This window comes from Mesorhizobium sp. BR1-1-6 (genome assembly GCF_020165355.1).
Classification (GTDB): Bacteria; Pseudomonadota; Alphaproteobacteria; order Rhizobiales; family Rhizobiaceae; genus Mesorhizobium.
On record NZ_JAIUHZ010000004.1, the window covers coordinates 335,042 to 351,407 of the forward strand.

Here is a 16,366-nt window from a genome sequence, read left to right on the forward strand (position 1 = left end):
GATGGACGCAGCAGAGACCATTCTCAGCGTAAAGGATCTTCGCGTGCGCTTCCGCACCCTCGACGGCGCGGTCGAGGCGGTGAAAGGCATCAACATCCACGTCAAGGCGGGCGAAACCGTCGCCGTGGTCGGCGAATCCGGCTCCGGCAAGAGCCAGACGATGATGGCGGCGATGAGCCTGCTGGCCTCCAATGGAGAAGCCACCGGCAGTGTCGATTATCGCGGCCGCAATCTTCTGGCGCTAAGCAAATCCGAGTTGAACAAGGTCCGCGGCCGCAAGATCAGCATGATCTTCCAGGAGCCGATGACCTCGCTCGATCCGCTCTATTCGATCGGCAACCAGCTGATCGAACCGATTCGCCGGCATCGGGGCTTGAATGCGGCGCAAGCGCGCGAGGAGGCGCTCAACCTGCTCAGGCTGGTGCATATTCCCGATCCCGAACGGCGCATGAAATCCTATCCGCACGAAATGTCGGGTGGCCAGCGCCAGCGCGTCATGATCGCCATGGCTTTGGCAAACGATCCCGACATCCTGATTGCCGACGAACCGACGACGGCGCTCGACGTCACCATCCAGGCGCAGATCCTCATGCTTCTGGCCGAGCTGCAGCGCAAGCTCGGCATGGCGATCGTCTTCATCACCCACGATCTCGGCATCGTCCGGCGCTTTGCCGACCGGGTCTATGTCATGCGCTCCGGTGAGGTGGTGGAGGAGGGGGACGCGCAAGCCATCTTCGCCAGTCCTCAGCATGCCTACACCAAGATGCTTCTGGCGGCCGAGCCGACCGGAACCAAGGCGCCGCCGCCGGCCAATGCGCCCGTCCTGCTCGAAGGCAGAAACGTCGAGGTCACCTTCCGTATCGGCGGGGGCTTTCTGGCCGGCGAACCGCTGATGCTGCGCGCCGTCGACCACATCTCGATCAGGCTGAGGCGCAATCAGACGATCGGCATCGTCGGCGAATCAGGCTCTGGAAAATCGACGCTTGGCCGCGCTTTGCTGCGGCTGTTGCCGAGCGATGGCGTGATCCGCTTCGGCGACCGCGATATCTCGACCGCCGACCGCCAGACGATGCGGCCGCTGCGGCGCCAATTGCAGCTGGTCTTCCAGGATCCGTTCGGTTCGCTGTCGCCGCGCATGACCATCGGCCAGGTCATTACCGAAGGGTTGCTGGTGCATGAACCGAACCTCTCGGGCAAGCAGCGCGACCAGCGCGCCGTCGAGGCGCTGCGTGAAGTCGGCCTCGATCCCAATTCGCGCAATCGCTATCCGCACGAATTCTCAGGCGGCCAGCGCCAGCGCATCGCAATCGCCCGCGCCATGATCCTCAAGCCCAAGCTGGTGGTGCTGGACGAGCCGACCTCGGCGCTCGACCGCTCGGTGCAGAAGCAGATCGTGGAGTTGCTGCGCAAGCTGCAGGCCGATCATGAGCTGTCCTATCTGTTCATCAGCCACGATCTCGCCGTGGTGCGCGCCATGGCCGACTACATCATCGTCATGAAGCAGGGCAAGATCGTCGAGGAAGGGCCGACGGAAGACATTTTCAGCAATCCGCAGGCCGGCTACACGCAGACGCTGATGAGCGCCGCAATCGATGTCACGCGGTTTCGTTTGAGTGCGTGAGGCGAGCCCGGCAGCGGCGCCTCAGCTCAATTCCCAAGCCTTGGGCATCTGCGCGCCCTGGCGGCGGCCATGGCCGCTTGCTGCTGCTTCAGCCGGTCGATCCTGGTCGTTTCGCGATTGGCGACCGCGGCCTTGACGCTTGAGCCGCCCAGCAGCCATCTCGGAACACTGGTGCTGGCGACCTTGCCCCGCGTGATGGCTGTCTGCGAGATGCCTTTGGCGGTTTCGCCTATGGCGCTGTTCAGTTCGGCGCATGTCATCTTGTCGTAATTCGCCGGGTCGATCGATCCGCTGGTCGACGCGCAGCCTCCGACAAGGGCGAGAAGGAGCACGGGGATGAACGGCCTGCTGGCGGTCGACTGCAATTTCATGTCCACGACCTTACTCCAGCGTAAGCGACCATGGCCACCCTCCGATATGCCCGTATCCGTACGTACGCCGAAACGAACGGGGTCATTCACATTCACGACGGTCACGAGTTCGGCCTCGGCGGAACCCTTGAAAGAGAGCCTGCGAGCCCCATCTGCGTTGACAAATATTCCTGGTTGGTTGATGGCTGAGGCGATATCCTATATCAGCGGACAGAACGAGCTTGTCATTGCGCGGCTATTGCCTACATCGATCGTTTGTCGAAAATTTTGGATTCTTTTTGGCTGAAATGGAATAGTCATTCCATGAAAAGTTGGATCAAGAATTCAAAAGAGCCGGCAAAGGCGCTGCCGAAGGCTGGCAACGTACAATCAATACTCATAAATCAGACGAAGTTTATCGGGGATGTTGTTCTAACTTCGGTTCTGGTCAGGCATCTGCGGGCAGAGTTTCCGAACGCGACGATCACCATGCTATGCCAGGCGGCGCTGGCGAAATTCGTTCTGGAGCAAGGCATCGCCGACAGCGTGGTTTCGCTCGATCGCGGCAAAATGCGCGGCTCCCCTTTCGAGCGCATGTCCGGAATGACCAGGCTCCTGCACGATCTGAGGAAGTCGGAGTATGATCTTATCATCGATCTGTCCGACTCCAAGACATCACGGCTTGTGATGCGCTTCGTCAAGGCGCCTTTTCGCGTAGGCTATGTTCCATCGGAGCAGCCCCTGAAATTCTGGGAGCGCCAAAGCGCCAACATCTTTGCCGCCACATACGGCCATGGCGGCGAGCATTATCTGCATCGGTACCTTTCGCCGCTGTTTGCCCTTGGCATTCCTGTGACCGATCCTATTCCGTCCCTCAAGCCAACCGAATCCGGTTCGCGTCAGGCAAAGCAGCTGCTTGCCCGACACGAATTGGAAACGAAGTCGTTTGTCGCCGTCCATGCCGGCGCCAGTTTCCCAGGCCGTTGCTGGCAGCCTGACCGTTTCGCATCGGTCCTGGGAGAGATTTACCGTCGAAAGGGTCTCCGGGCGGTCATCGTTGGCGGCCCGGACGAGGCAGGTATCGCAGGCAAGGTGTTGGATGCGGCAACATCGCCGATCGTGAATCTCGTTGGCCAGGCACCCCTGACCACCCTTTTGCCCCTGCTGGGCGAGGCCCTGATCTTCCTGGGCAACGAAAGCGGACCCATGCACCTGGCCGCGGCCATGAAAACGCCCGTCGTTGGCCTGTTCGGTCTGACCCAACCTGACATCTGGGGGCCTCTTGGCGTTCCTAACCGTACGCTGCAGCCTCCGATGCCATGCAAGTGCATAGCGCCGGGCCTCTGCAAGGTGGGCAATGCAGGGGGCGTTTATTGCGTTCAACGGCTTGACGCCGCCGACGTCACCAAAGCGGCAATCGAACTCATAGAACGCGTCAGCTAAAGCAATTCCAGGAAAACTGCGCAGCGGTTTTTTCCGTCCGGAATTGCGTAAAGCGATGAATTGGAGCAGGCGACGATCAAACATCGAGCCGCTGCAGCGGGAACAACAAACACGCGTATCGCTTTGTTTTTCTGGTCGGAGTGGCAGGATTTGAACCTGCGACCCCCTCGTCCCGAACGAGGTGCGCTACCAGGCTGCGCTACACTCCGTGACCAGACCGCGGGCTTATAGCCGCCGCATCTGGTTCCTGCAAGCGTCAATGGCAGCACTTCTGTCGCATTTCGCCAGCTTTCTTCGCGAGCCTGTTTCAGCGCCTCGAATAAACGCCGCTTAAAGGGCTTCCGTGGTAGGGCCCCGGCAAACGTTTGCGCGATTTGTGTTTCCAGCCGCCCGGAGATTTCCAGTCTTGACCCCAGGATCGTTGGCGAAGCACGGCCCAACAGTTTCGGATTGCCGGAGCTTGTCGTGGTGGTGGAGAGCCCGGTATCGTCGCAGCGGCGCCGGCAGACGTTCGACGCGGTGCTGCGCCGTAGTCCGGAAGTCGGCGACTACAACCAGATCTTTTGACAAGGGCATCATGAGCCAGCGCATCGTCAGTTTCGTCATGAGCGGCGGCGTCGGCTCGCGGCTCTGGCCGCTGTCGCGCGAGGACAATCCCAAGCAGTTCCACGACCTTTCGGGCGACGGCTCGATGCTGGCAAAGACCTTGCGCCGGCTGGCGTCACGGCCCAGCGGCGATACGCCCATCTTCATGATCGCTTCCGAACGCCATGCCGAGCGCGTCCATGCCGATCTCGCCGGCATAAACCTTGCCGGCGGTGGGCCGCTGTTCGAACCCACCGGCCGCAACACCGCCGCGGCGGTGGCGCTGGCAAGCCTGCGCACGCTCGCCGAATTCGGCGACGAACTGGTGCTGGTGGTGCCGTCCGATCACGAGATTTCGACCGCGCGGCAATTCTGGCAGAGCGTCGAGGCGGGCGCTGCCGCTGCCAGCGCCGGGCGGCTGGTGGTGTTCGGCCTCAAGCCGACACAGCCGAAGACCGGCTATGGCTACATCGAGGTCGCCGCCGAAAGAGCAGGCGTGTTCGATGTCTCGCGCTTCGTCGAAAAGCCGGACCTTGCCACCGCCCAGGCGTATCTCGAAGCCGGCAATTTCCACTGGAACACCGGCATCTTCCTGTTTCGCGCCGGCGCCATGCGCGATGCCTTCGCAGCTTTCGAGCCGAAGATCTGGCAGGCGACCGAAGCTGCCTACAAGGCTGCGACATCGGACCTTTCCGGCTTTTACATGCCGCTGGACCTCTACGGCGCCATTCCTTCGACCTCGATCGACTACGCCATCATGGAGCGGGCAAAGGACATCGCCATGGTGCCGGCCACTCCTGGCAGTCGCTGCTCGATGTCGGGCCTGCCGATAGCCAAGGCAATGTCATCGCCGGCGACGTCGTCGCCATCGACTGCGAGAATTCCTACATTCGCAGCGATGGCCGGCTGCTGTGGGCCATCGGCATGAGAGATGTCGCCATCGTCTCGACATCGGGCGCGACCTTCGTCGCCCCGGTCAGCCACAGCCAGCACGTCAAGAAGATCGTCGAGCAGCTCGAAAAATCCGGCCGGCTGGAAACCCGCTTCACGCCTGCCCACGACCGGGTCATCGAAAGCGGCGCCTGGCGTCGCCGCGTCCATCACTGGCTGTTTCAGGAGACGCTTCCGCTGTGGTCGACGTCAGGCGTCGACGAACGCTATGGCGGCTTCCACGAGGCGCTTGGCTTCGACGCCACGCCGCTGATGAAGCCCAAGCGCATGCGCACGCAGGCCCGCCAGGTCTACGCCTTCGCGGTCGCCAAGCAACGCGGTTGGGACGGCCCGGCCGACCGGCTCATCGCCCACGGCATCGACTTCATGGCCGGAAGCGGCCGAACGGCAAGAGGCGGCTGGGTACGCACCCTCGACATCGACGGTTCGGTCGCCGACCCGGTCGAGGACGCCTACGATCATTCCTGCGTGCTTCTGGCGCTGGCACATGCCCACATATCGGGCCATCCGGATGCGCTGCGGCTCGGCGAAGAGACCTTCGCCTTCCTCGATGCCCATCTCGAGGATGGCCGCATGACCGGCTTTCTCGAAACCTCGGACGGGCACGGCGCTCCAATCCGCACATGCATCTTCTGGAAGCCTTCCTCGCCTGGCACCAGGCGACAGGCGAGCGCGCTTATCTGCGCCGCGCGGCGCGCATCATCGACCTGTTCCGCAGCCACTTCTTCGATCCCGAAAGCTGGACGCTGGGTGAATATTTCGACGCCGGCTGGAGGCCCGTGGCGGGCGAGAAGGGCACCTGGACCGAGCCCGGCCATCATTTCGAATGGGCCGCGCTGCTTGTCGATTTCGCCGCTCGTAGCGGCCAGGCCGAACTGAGTGGCTTCGCCAGGAAACTCTATGCCTCGGCCATCGCCAATGGCCTCAACCGCGCCACAGGCCTTGCCTATGGCGCCGTCTCCCGGCAAGGTCTGCCGCTGGACCTGATCTCGCGTAGTTGGCCACAGGCCGAAGCGGTCAAGGCGGCGATTGCGTTGGACGGTTCCGGCGGACCCGATCTCAAGCCGGAGATCGAGGAACGCGTAGGCCGGCTGTTCCGCTGGCACATCGAACCGGCGCCGCAGGGTCTGTGGATCGACCGCGTCGACGAGCGCGGCCGCTCGCGGGCATCAGATGTGCCGGCCAGCATTTTTTATCATCTCGTGTGCGCGCTGACGCAGTATCTGGATGGGACTGCCGAGAAGGGCGGCTGAGAAAGAGGCGCTGTCCCGACGACATTTTGCTCAATACGGGCTGACCACATCCCCGGTCTCGACATAAACCGCCTTCATCTGCGAATAGAGCGCCAGCGCGGCCAGTGAATTTTCTCGCCCAATGCCGGATTGCTTGACACCGCCGAAGGGGATTTCGACCGGGGTCAGGTTGTAGGCGTTGATCCAGCACGTGCCGGCCTGCAGCTCGGCGATGACGCGGTGGGCGCGCGACAGGTCGCGCGTGAACACGCCGGCCGCGAGACCGAACTCAGTGTCGTTGGCGCGCTCGACCACCTCGTCCTCGCCGTCGAATTTCAGCACGCTCATGACAGGCCCGAAGATTTCCTCGCGCGCGATGCGCATGCTGTCGCTCACCCCGGTGAACACCGTCGGCTCGACGAAGAAGCCGCCTTCAAAACCTTGCAGCGAGGGCACGTTGCCACCGCAGGCGAGCGTGGCGCCTTCTTGCTTGCCCGCCGCGATGTAGGAGACGACCTTCTCCTGCTGTGCCTTGCTGGCCAGCGGGCCCATCTGGGTTTCGGCATCGAGTGGGTCGCCGATGCGGATCTTCTTGGTTCGCTCGACGAGCCGGTCGACGAAGCGGTCATGGATGCCCTTCTGGACGAAGACGCGCGTGCCGTTGGAGCAGATCTGCCCCGTCGAATAGAAATTGCCGAGCATGGCGCCGCCGACGGCATTCTCGAGATCGGCGTCGTCGAAGACGATCAGCGGCGACTTGCCGCCGAGTTCCATCGTCGCGTGCTTCATCTTCGAGCCGGCGAGCGACAGCACCTTGCGGCCGGTCGGCACCGAGCCGGTCACCGACACCTTGGCCACGACATCGTGGCTGACCAGGCTGGCGCCGACATCGCCATAGCCTTGCACGACGTTGAACAGCCCGTCGGGCAGGCCTGCCTCGCTGTAGATCTCGGCCAGGGCCAATGCCGACAATGGCGTGTTTTCCGATGGTTTGAACACCATGGCGTTGCCCATGGCGAGCGCGGGCGCGGATTTCCAGCCGGCGATCTGGATTGGATAGTTCCAGGCGCCTATGCCGACGCAAACGCCGAGCGCCTCGCGCCGCGTGTAGGCGAAGGCCCCGCCCAAATCGACAGCCTCGCCATTGTAAGCTGCAACCGCGCCGCCGAAATATTCCAGGCAATCCGCGGCCGATGGCGCATCCGCCACCAGCGTTTCCTGAATCGCCTTACCGGTGTCGAGCGTCTCGAGGCGGGCAAGATCGGCGTTGCGGGCGCGCAAGATGTCGGCGGCGCGGCGCAGGATGCGGCCGCGCTCCACCGGCTTCAGCCGCGCCCAAGCCGGTTGCGCGGCACGCGCAGCCTCGATGGCGAGTTCCAGCACGTTCGGCGTCGCCGAGCGCAGCAGGGCGATGGTCTCGCCGGTTGCCGGATAGATGACCGGCAGTGGCGCGCCTTGCTCGTCGTCTATGTAGCGTCCGTTGACATAGTGCGATGCCGTTGGCTGGGCGCGCATGGGCTTCTCCAAATCGTCTTAGCGGCATGCCGATCGTGCGGTTGCACGATCATGCTCTATCTGTCGGACGCCTGCCAGCGGGGATTGATCCATGGTTCCTGGTTGGAAGGCGCCAGCGGCGTGCGGCCAAGGATGTGGTCGGAAGCTTTCTCGCCAGTCATGATCGACGGCGCGTTGAGATTGCCGTTGGTGACGCGCGGGAAGATAGAAGAGTCGGCCACGCGTAGGCCCTCGACGCCGATCACGCGGCATTCCGGATCGACGACGCTCGTGACGTCGTCGGCGCGGCCCATCCGGCAGGTGCCGCAGGGATGATAGGCGCTTTCGGCGTGATCCCTGATGAAGATGTCGAGGTCGTCGTCCGATTGCACATGGCTGCCGGGCGAAATTTCCTGGCCGCGGAAGCCGTCGAACGCCTTCTGGCCGAAAATCTCGCGCGTCAGCCTGATGCAGTGGCGGAACTCGCTCCAGTCGTCGGGATGCGACATGTAGTTGAAGTGGATCACCGGTTTCGAATTCGGATCCGGCGAGCGCAGCGTCACCGAGCCGCGCGACTTCGAGCGCATTGGCCCGACATGCGCCTGAAAACCATGCGACTTCGCCGCCGCCTTGCCGTCATAGCGCACCGCCGCCGGGATGAAGTGGTACTGGATATCAGGATAGTCGACCCCGGCGCGCGAGCGCACGAAGGCCGCCGCCTCGAAATGATTGGTAGCGCCAAGGCCGGTCTTGAAGAACAGCCACTGCGCCCCGATCATCGCCTTGGAAAACGGGTTGAGTACCGAATTCAGCGTGATCGGCTTTGTCGATTCCTGCTGGATATAAAGTTCCAGATGGTCCTGCAGGTTGCGGCCGACGCCGGGTCTATCGGCCACCACCGCGATGCCGTTTTCCCTGAGATGTTCTGCAGGCCCGATGCCCGACAGCATCAGGATTTTCGGCGAATTGATCGACGATGCCGCGACGATCACCTCACGTCGCGCCTTAACGACCTGAATCTGTTTGCGAGCTTCGATTTCGACCCCGATGGCGCGTTGATTCTCGATGATCACCCGTCGCGCAAAGCCCTTGACCAGGCTTACGTTTTTGCGCCTGAGCGCCGGCCTCAGATAGGCTGATGCCGCCGACCAGCGGCGGCCGCCGAAAATGGTCTGCTCCATCGGGCCGAACCCCTCTTGCCTGGAGCCATTATAGTCGTCGGTCAGTTCGAAGCCGGCTTGGCGGCCCGCCTCGACGAAGGCGCCATAGAGCGGGTTTTTCCGCGTGCCGCGCCGCACGTGCAGCGGCCCACCACGGCCCCGCCAGCCGTCCTCGCCGCCCTCCGCATCTTCCATGCGCTTGAAATAGGGAAGCACGTCGGCGAAACCCCAGCCGGCGGCTCCCTGTTCGGCCCAGTGGTCGAAGTCGCGGGCGTGGCCGCGCACATAGACCATGCCGTTGATCGAGGACGAGCCTCCGATCACCTTGCCGCGCGGCGTCGCCAGCACGCGGCCGCCGAGATGCGGCTCGGGCTCGCTGGCAAAACCCCAGTCGTAGAGGCTCATATTGAGCGGGATCGACAGCGCCGATGGCATCTGGATCAGCGGCCCGACATCGGAGCCGCCGAATTCGATAACGATGACCGAGTGCTTGCCATCCTCCGACAGGCGATAGGCCATGGCCGAGCCGGCGGAGCCGGAGCCGATGATGACGAAATCCGCTTCAAGCATTGTTCATATGCGCCCATCGTTCACATGTGTGATGAAATCGGCGAGCGAGACATTGCCGCCGGTAGCCACCACAAGGACGGTCTTGCCGGCCACATCCACCTTGCCGCCGAGCAGTGCCGCCAGCGAGGCAGCTCCGGACGGCTCAAGCACCAGCTTCATCCGCTCGAAGGCGATTTTCATTGCCCGCCGCACCAAGGCGTCGTCGACAGTGATGCCGCGAACGCCGGCGGTTCTGACCGCCGCGAACGGCGCGTCGCCGGGCCGCCGCGACATCAGCCCGTCACAGATCGAATTCGGGGCGAGCGGCATGGTCTCGATGCTGCCATGCGCCAACGAGGCGCCCATGCCGTTGAAACCTTCGGGCTCGACGCCGATGATTTCCGTGGCCGGCGACAGATAGTGGAAAGCGAGCGAAACGCCGCCGATCAGGCCGCCGCCGCCGACCGAGCAGAACAGCACGTCCGCCTTCGCGCCGTTGGCAGAAAGCTGCTCCAGCGCCTCCAGCCCGGCACCTGCCTGGCCGGCGACGATTTCCGGATCGTCGAAGGGATGCAGCAATGTCAGCCCTTCGGTCTCGGCGATCTCGCGCGCCTTGGCGGCGGCGACTTCCTCACGCGCGCGCTCGCCGTGATCGGTAAGCACCACGCGCGCGCCGTAGCCTGCTGTGGCGTCGCGCTTGGCGGCCGGCGCGTCGATCGGCATGACGATGGTGACGGGAATGCCGAGCGCCTGGCCCGCAGCCGCCAGTCCTTGCGCGAAATTGCCGGAAGAATAAGCGACGACGCCCTTCTTGGCTTCGTCGGGCGACAGCCGCTTCAGCCGCCAATAGGCGCCCCGAACCTTGAACGATCCCGCCCATTGCAGCGATTCCGCCTTGACGAAGACGCGAGCGGCGCCGGTTTCCCTAGCGAGCGCCGCCGATTCCAGCAGCGGCGTGATCTGCGTCGCCTTGGCGGTGACCGCATAGGCTTGCTTCAGGTGGTCGAGTGAGGGGACAAGCGTAGTCATCATTCGCCTCGCGGATACCGCTTGCTCTCTTCGAGATTGTCGAGGTTCATGTGGTTGCGCATGTAGCGCTCGGACGCTTTCTGCAGCGGCTGGAAATCCCAAGGGTAGTAGGCGCCGTTGCGCAGCGCCCGATAGACGACCCAGCGGCGCGCCTGGCTTTCGCGCACCGCAGCGTCGAAGGCGGCCATGTTCCAGCGCGCCCGCACCTTGTCCATGAACGCCGCGACCAGCGGTTCGTTGGCCGGATCTGCCGCGAGGTTTTCCCGCTCCAGCGGATCGGATTGGAGATCGAACAGTTGCGGCGCATCGAGCTCGCAATGGACGAACTTGTATCGGCCCTCGCGGATAGCCACCAGAGGCGCGTATGAACCCTCAGCCGCATATTCCATCAGCACAGGCGCGCTGCGCCGCTCACCGTCGATCAGAGGCAGCAGCGATTGGCCATCGGTCCATGGCGCGACGGCATCGATGTCGATGCCGGCGAGGTCGCAAAGCGTCGGCGTCACGTCGAGATTGGAAACCGGCGCTTCGATCAGCCCGGCCGCAACGCCCCTGCCGGCAATCATCAGCGGCACCCGCGCCGAGCCCTCGAAGAAGCTCATCTTGAACCATAGGCCGCGCTCGCCGAGCATGTCGCCATGGTCGGAGCAGAACAGGATGGTGGTGTCGTCAAGCATGCGCGTTCGCTTGAGGACGTCCAGAAGCTCGCCGAGCTTGTCGTCGACATAGGAAATATTGGCGAAATAGCCACGCCGCGAACGGCGCACCTGCTCAGGGGTGATCTGGAACGACGGATAATCGCTGGCGACATACAGCCGCTGCGAATGCGTATCCTGTTCGTCATACGCAATGAAATTGGTTTCCGGGTCGAGCGCCTGGCAATTTTCGTAGAGATCCCAGTACTGCTTACGCGCGACATAGGGGTCGTGCGGATGTGACAGCGAAACGGTCAGGCACCAGGGCCGGCGTTCCTCATCGTCCTGCTCCCGCGAAAGCTGGTAGAGCTTCTGCGTGGCGAGGAACACGACCTCGTCGTCATATTCCATCTGGTTGGTGGTTTCCGCAATGCCGGCCCCGGTCACCGAACCCAGATTGTGATACCACCAGTCGATGCGCTCGCCGGGCTTACGATAATCCGGCGTCCAACCGAAATCGGCGGGGTAGATGTCCGTGGTCAGCCGTTCCTCGAAGCCGTGCAACTGGTCCGGCCCGACGAAGTGCATCTTGCCCGACAGGCAAGTATGGTAGCCGGCGGCGCGCAGATGATGAGCGAAGGTCGGGATCGACGAGGCGAACTCGGCGGCATTGTCATAGACTCCGGTGCGCGACGGCAACTGGCCGCTCATGAACGAGGCACGGCCCGGCGCACAGAGCGGCGAGCCGGTGTAATTGTTGCGGAAGCGCGCCGAGCGGGCGGCCAACGCCTTCAGATGCGGCGCGTGCAGGAAGTCAGCCGGCCCGTCCGGAAAGAAAGTTCCGTTGAGCTGATCGACCATGACGATCAGGAAGTTAGGGTGCTTGCGTGTCACTGCGTCTGCCGTCCGCTGAGTTTCGTTTCGAGATAGTCTTCGACCAATGCGATCGCGGTCGCGGCATCGGGCACGCCGTCCTTGAGCGCGCGCCGGATGTAGAGCCCGTCGATCATGGCCGCCGTCGCTTCGGCGACGCGGTCGGCCTCTGCTCGGGACAGGATGCCGGCCAGCCCGCTCATCAGGTTCGAATGCAGCCGCCGCGCATAAATCCTGAGCAGCCGGCGCAACGCAGCCGATTTCTGCGCCTCGACATAGAAGGCGAGCCAGGCGGCGATCGTTTCGGCCCGGAACTGGATCTCGGAGAAATTGACGGCCACCACCACGGAGACGCGTTCGCGTGGGGAACCGGTGGATTGAAGCGCGCGCCGCATGTCCGTGGTCAGTTCGGCCAGGATATGCCGCATCGTCGCGAACAGCAGCTCATCCTTGGCGCCGAAATAGTGATGGGCCAGCGCCGACGACACGCCGGCGCGCCCGGCGATCTCCGACATCGTCACGTCAAGCGAGCCGCGCTCGCCGATCGCCGAGATCGTCGCGTCGATGAGCGCTTTGCGGCGCAGTGGCTCCATTCCGACTTTCGGCATGCTGTTCCCATTGTTTCGGTGAAGATTATTTTTTATTGACGGGTCAATCAACAAAAATTCAGCCCAAACAACAACCGATTGTCGGCTCTGGCTCATCCCGCGGACTGGAAAACGGTTCATTGTTGAACAATATTGAGTGCTCAGGCCGCGATATGACGTGTTAGGATCCGCGGCAAATGGAGGTTGCCATGACCGCATGCATCGTTGGCTGGGCGCATTCGCGCTTCGGCAAGCTTGAAGGCGAAACATTGGAGAGCCTGATCGTCAAAGTGGCAACCGAGGCGCTCGACCATGCCGGCATTGGCCCGGACGACGTCGACGAGATTGTGCTCGGACATTTCAACGCCGGCTTTTCCGCACAGGATTTCACCGCCAGCCTTGTCCTCCAGGCCGACGACCGGCTGCGCTTCAAGCCGGCGACGCGCGTCGAGAACGCCTGCGCCACCGGTTCGGCCGCTGTCCGGCAAGGCGTCCGCGCCATCGATGCCAATGCCGCCCGCATCGTGCTGGTGGTCGGCGCCGAGCAGATGACGACGACGCCCGGCCCCGAGATCGGCAGGAACCTGCTGAAAGCCTCCTATTTGCCCGAGGATGGCGACACACCGGCCGGCTTTGCCGGCGTCTTCGGCAAGATCGCACAAGCCTATTTCCAGCGCTACGGCGATCAGTCGGATGCGCTTGCCATGATTGCCGCCAAGAATCACAAGAACGGCGTCGACAATCCCTATGCGCAGATGCGCAAGGATTTCGGCTACGAATTCTGCCGCCAGGAGAGCGAGAAGAACCCCTTCGTCGCTGGCCCGCTGAAGCGCACCGACTGCTCGCTGGTCTCCGACGGTGCCGCCGCTCTCGTCCTCACCGACACAGCGACGGCACTGAAGATGCGCCGCGCCGTCACCTTCCGCGCCAATGAGCACGTGCAGGATTTCCTGCCGATGTCGAAGCGCGACATCCTGACCTTCGAAGGCTGCGAGCAGGCCTGGAGCCGGGCGCTCAGGAATGCCGGCGTGACGCTTGATGATCTCTCCTTCGTCGAGACGCATGACTGCTTCACCATCGCCGAATTGATCGAATATGAAGCCATGGGCCTGGCGAAGCCTGGGGAGGGCGCGAGGCTGGCGCTGGACGGCACGACCGCAAAGGACGGGCGGCTGCCGGTCAACCCGTCCGGCGGCCTGAAGGCGAAGGGTCATCCGATCGGCGCCACCGGCGTGTCGATGCATGTGCTGAGCGCCATGCAGCTCGTCGGTGAGGCCGGCGGCATCCAGGTGCCCAACGCCAAGCTTGGCGGCATCTTCAACATGGGCGGCGCGGCGGTCGCCAACTACGTTTCCATTCTCGATCGGATTCGGTAAAAGCGACCCGCATCCGCGGGGGCAACATGACAAATCCGGTTCTGATCGAAGTTCTGCGTGGCGCCATCGTGGAGAGCGCGCACCGAGGCGCGGTCGCGGTTTTCGACGCCGATGGCAGGCCGGTTCTCGAGATTGGCGACACATCGAGGCCGGTGTTTCCGCGCTCCGCGGTCAAGGCGATCCAGGCGCTGCCGCTGGTCGAAAGCGGTGCTGCCGATGCCTACGGCTTCGGTAACCGCGAACTGGCGCTGGCCTGCGCCTCTCATTCGGGCGAACCGGCCCACGTCGAACTGGCGCGGTCGATGCTCGCCAGGGCCGGGCTGGACGGGTCGGCGCTTGAATGCGGCGCGCATTGGCCGTCGAGCCACGACGCGACGATCGCACTCGCCCGCGCAGGCGGTTCCCCGAACGCCTTGCACAACAATTGCTCCGGCAAGCATTCCGGCTTTCTTTGCACCTGCGTCCATTCAGGCATCGAGCCTCAAGGCTATGTCAGGGCGGATCACGCCTTGCAGGAAATGGTGCGCGACGCCATGCAGGCGGTGACAGGAGCTCGCCACGGCGCCGACGAACGCGCAACCGATGGCTGTTCGATCCCGACCTACGCGGTGCCGCTCAGGAGTTTTGCGCTTGGCTTTGCCCGCATGGTGACCGGCAGGGGCTTCGCGCCCGGGCGCGCCAGGGCGGCAAAGCGATTGTTGTCGGCTTGCATGGCCGAGCCGTTCTTCGTCGCCGGCACAGGCCGCGCCGATCTCGCGCTGATGCAGGCGGCGCCTGGCCGAATATTTGCGAAGGGCGGCGCCGAAGGGGTCCATTGCGCGGCGCTTCCCGAGCTTGGCCTCGGCATCGCACTCAAATGCGATGATGGTGCCGGCCGGGCCGCCGAATCCATGGTGGCCGCAATCATCGCCCGACTGCTGCGCGCGGACGAGGTTTTGGCGGCGAAGCTGCTCGAAATGGCGAATGCACCCATCGAAAGCCGGATAGGCGCCAAGGTCGGTGCGCTCAGGCCGACGGCGGCACTGGCCTGAGCCGGACGCTCTCAACTGACATGATTGCGCTCGACGGTCAGATGCGGAAAGCCGGTGTCGGCTGACGCGGCGAGATCGCCCGTGGCCGGGTCGGCCCAGCGCTGCCCGACAATGGCGCCATTGCGTGCGCCGTCGATGACATTGTCGGAGATGATGGCGGTTCCGGCACCGTCGACCACGCTGACGACGATGCCGGTGCCCGCTTTGCGGATGATGTTGCCGGTGGCCACGACGTTGCGCAGATACGGTCCCCAGCCGATCGACATGCCGTAGAGCGGCGCATTCTCGATGACGTTGTTGGACACGGTGGTGTCGGCCTCGACGCTGATGCCGACGCCGAATCCCGGCGGGTCGGCGGGGTAGGGGCCTGATGTCGACAGGTTGCGCACGATGTTGCCCGAGCAAACACCCATGCGTCCGCCTTCGTTGAAATTGACGATCGAGATGCCGTTGGCGGCACCATCGACGATGTTGTTGCTGATAACGGCGCCCTCGAACGAGAATTCGGAATAGACCGCCGTTTCGCCGGAACGCATGCAAGTGTTGCCCGATACTTGCAGATTGCTGGCGCTGTTGGCGCGGATGGCGGAGAATGCGCAGTCCGAAACGATATTGCCGGAGACGATCACGTTGGCGGCGCGGAAGGCATTGATGCCATTGCCGTTCTGGCCAGTGCCGCCGCCGCGCGCCGCGATGCGTTCGACCCGGTTGCCGGTGACGATGGTGCCGTCCTCCGCCGCTTGCCAGCGGTGCACGAGGATGCCGCCATTGGCGCAGTCGGAGACGGTGTTGCCTGTGATCGCCAGCCCTGCGGCCTCGACCGAATAGATGCCGGCGTCCGCCGCTCCGGATATTTCCGTGCGCTCGACCCGGCCCGCCGCGTGCTCGAGCGCCAGCCCGTTCTTGCCGCTGCCGGTTATCTGGCAATTATCGACGATGAGATGCGCCACGCGGCGCAGATCGAGCAGTCCTTGCGCGTAGTCGCCCATCGAGCGGTTTGAGCCGTCGAGGACCAGGCCGCTGAGCTCGATGTGATCGGCTTGTTCGGCCATGAACAGGTGGCCGTCGCCACCATAGACGATGCGCGTTGCGCCAGGCACGCCGGTAAGGCGCACCCGGCCGGGCAGCGTCAGGTTGGACACGACATAGGTGCCGGGCTGCAGGAAAACCGGCATGTCGCGATCGCTGGCCTCGCGCAGCAGCTTGGCGAAAGCCTTGCTCTGATCGTCAAAGGTGCCGGGTTGCACGCCAAGCTCGGTGGCGTTGATCGATCCGCGCATCGAGGCTTTCTCGACGCCGGGCAAGCTCGCGGCGGCTGCCTTGCCCAGCGAAAGCCCGAACACGGCAAAACCGGCTGTCCGGACAAGCAGCTTGCGTCTGTTCAACATCGGCACAGGTCCTGGCTTTTGCCCGTCTAGTGGCAGGATTCGTGCCAGTCAGGCACCTGCGT

12 protein-coding genes, 1 tRNA gene and 1 pseudogene are annotated in these 16,366 nt (G+C 63.6%); 6 read left to right on the plus strand and 8 right to left on the minus strand.

The window, feature by feature from the left end; genetic code table 11:
• Nucleotide 1: 1 nt before the first annotated feature.
• Nucleotides 2–1,621, plus strand: a complete 1,620-nt coding sequence (locus tag LB545_RS11575) for an ABC transporter ATP-binding protein (RefSeq protein ID WP_140674868.1) — start codon at nt 2–4, stop codon at nt 1,619–1,621.
• Between the two features lie 26 nt (nt 1,622–1,647).
• On the opposite strand, the gene LB545_RS11580 is transcribed toward LB545_RS11575, so the two are convergent.
• Nucleotides 1,648–1,992: a hypothetical protein gene (locus LB545_RS11580; RefSeq protein WP_224705088.1), complete on the minus strand. Its 345-nt coding sequence runs from the start codon at nt 1,990–1,992 to the stop codon at nt 1,648–1,650.
• A 303-nt stretch (nt 1,993–2,295) separates the two neighbouring features.
• On the opposite strand from LB545_RS11580, the gene LB545_RS11585 reads away from it, so the two are divergent.
• The gene (locus tag LB545_RS11585; RefSeq protein ID WP_224705049.1) at nt 2,296–3,414 is read left to right on the plus strand and encodes a glycosyltransferase family 9 protein; all 1,119 of its coding nucleotides are present in this window, start codon (nt 2,296–2,298) and stop codon (nt 3,412–3,414) included.
• Nucleotides 3,415–3,546: 132 nt separating this feature from the next.
• On the opposite strand, the gene LB545_RS11590 is transcribed toward LB545_RS11585, so the two are convergent.
• Nucleotides 3,547–3,623: transfer RNA gene (locus LB545_RS11590), tRNA-Pro, on the minus strand.
• Nucleotides 3,624–3,991: 368 nt separating this feature from the next.
• Here LB545_RS11590 and LB545_RS30830 point away from each other — a divergent pair.
• The gene (locus tag LB545_RS30830; protein WP_263493839.1) at nt 3,992–4,927 is read left to right on the plus strand and encodes a mannose-1-phosphate guanylyltransferase; all 936 of its coding nucleotides are present in this window, start codon (nt 3,992–3,994) and stop codon (nt 4,925–4,927) included.
• Nucleotides 4,909–6,203 (plus strand): annotated as a pseudogene (locus tag LB545_RS30835) (AGE family epimerase/isomerase). Before LB545_RS30830 ends, LB545_RS30835 begins: the two are co-directional and overlap by 19 nt.
• Before the next feature lie 30 nt (nt 6,204–6,233).
• Here LB545_RS30835 and betB read toward each other — a convergent pair.
• Genes betB through betI form a run of 5 tightly spaced genes read right to left on the minus strand, consistent with a single transcriptional unit; the run spans nt 6,234 to nt 12,530 of the window.
• Complete coding sequence (betB, locus tag LB545_RS11600; protein WP_224705050.1) at nt 6,234–7,697, minus strand: betaine-aldehyde dehydrogenase; 1,464 nt, start codon at nt 7,695–7,697, stop codon at nt 6,234–6,236.
• Between the two features lie 56 nt (nt 7,698–7,753).
• Nucleotides 7,754–9,406 (minus strand): choline dehydrogenase, encoded by a 1,653-nt coding sequence (gene betA / locus LB545_RS11605; RefSeq protein WP_140559420.1) that lies wholly within the window; start codon nt 9,404–9,406, stop codon nt 7,754–7,756.
• Nucleotides 9,407–9,409: 3 nt separating this feature from the next.
• Nucleotides 9,410–10,417 (minus strand): threonine/serine dehydratase, encoded by a 1,008-nt coding sequence (locus tag LB545_RS11610; protein ID WP_224705051.1) that lies wholly within the window; start codon nt 10,415–10,417, stop codon nt 9,410–9,412.
• The gene (betC, locus tag LB545_RS11615) at nt 10,414–11,943 is read right to left on the minus strand and encodes a choline-sulfatase (RefSeq protein WP_140559422.1); all 1,530 of its coding nucleotides are present in this window, start codon (nt 11,941–11,943) and stop codon (nt 10,414–10,416) included. Before betC ends, LB545_RS11610 begins: the two co-directional genes overlap by 4 nt.
• The gene (gene betI / locus LB545_RS11620; protein WP_140624499.1) at nt 11,940–12,530 is read right to left on the minus strand and encodes a choline-responsive transcriptional repressor BetI; all 591 of its coding nucleotides are present in this window, start codon (nt 12,528–12,530) and stop codon (nt 11,940–11,942) included. The genes betC and betI overlap by 4 nt, the downstream gene beginning before the upstream one ends.
• A 188-nt stretch (nt 12,531–12,718) precedes the next feature.
• Between betI and LB545_RS11625 the strand changes: the two genes are divergently transcribed.
• Together LB545_RS11625 and LB545_RS11630 are read left to right on the plus strand one after the other, a co-directional pair.
• A complete protein-coding gene (locus tag LB545_RS11625; RefSeq protein ID WP_140662987.1) occupies nt 12,719–13,885 on the plus strand; it encodes an acetyl-CoA acetyltransferase in 1,167 nt (388 codons plus the stop codon).
• Between the two features lie 26 nt (nt 13,886–13,911).
• Nucleotides 13,912–14,916, plus strand: a complete 1,005-nt coding sequence (locus tag LB545_RS11630) for an asparaginase (protein WP_224705053.1) — start codon at nt 13,912–13,914, stop codon at nt 14,914–14,916.
• Nucleotides 14,917–14,927: 11 nt separating this feature from the next.
• Here the strand turns inward: LB545_RS11630 and LB545_RS11635 are convergent, their stop codons facing one another.
• A complete protein-coding gene (locus LB545_RS11635; protein ID WP_224705055.1) occupies nt 14,928–16,304 on the minus strand; it encodes a TIGR03808 family TAT-translocated repetitive protein in 1,377 nt (458 codons plus the stop codon).
• Nucleotides 16,305–16,366 lie beyond the last annotated feature (62 nt).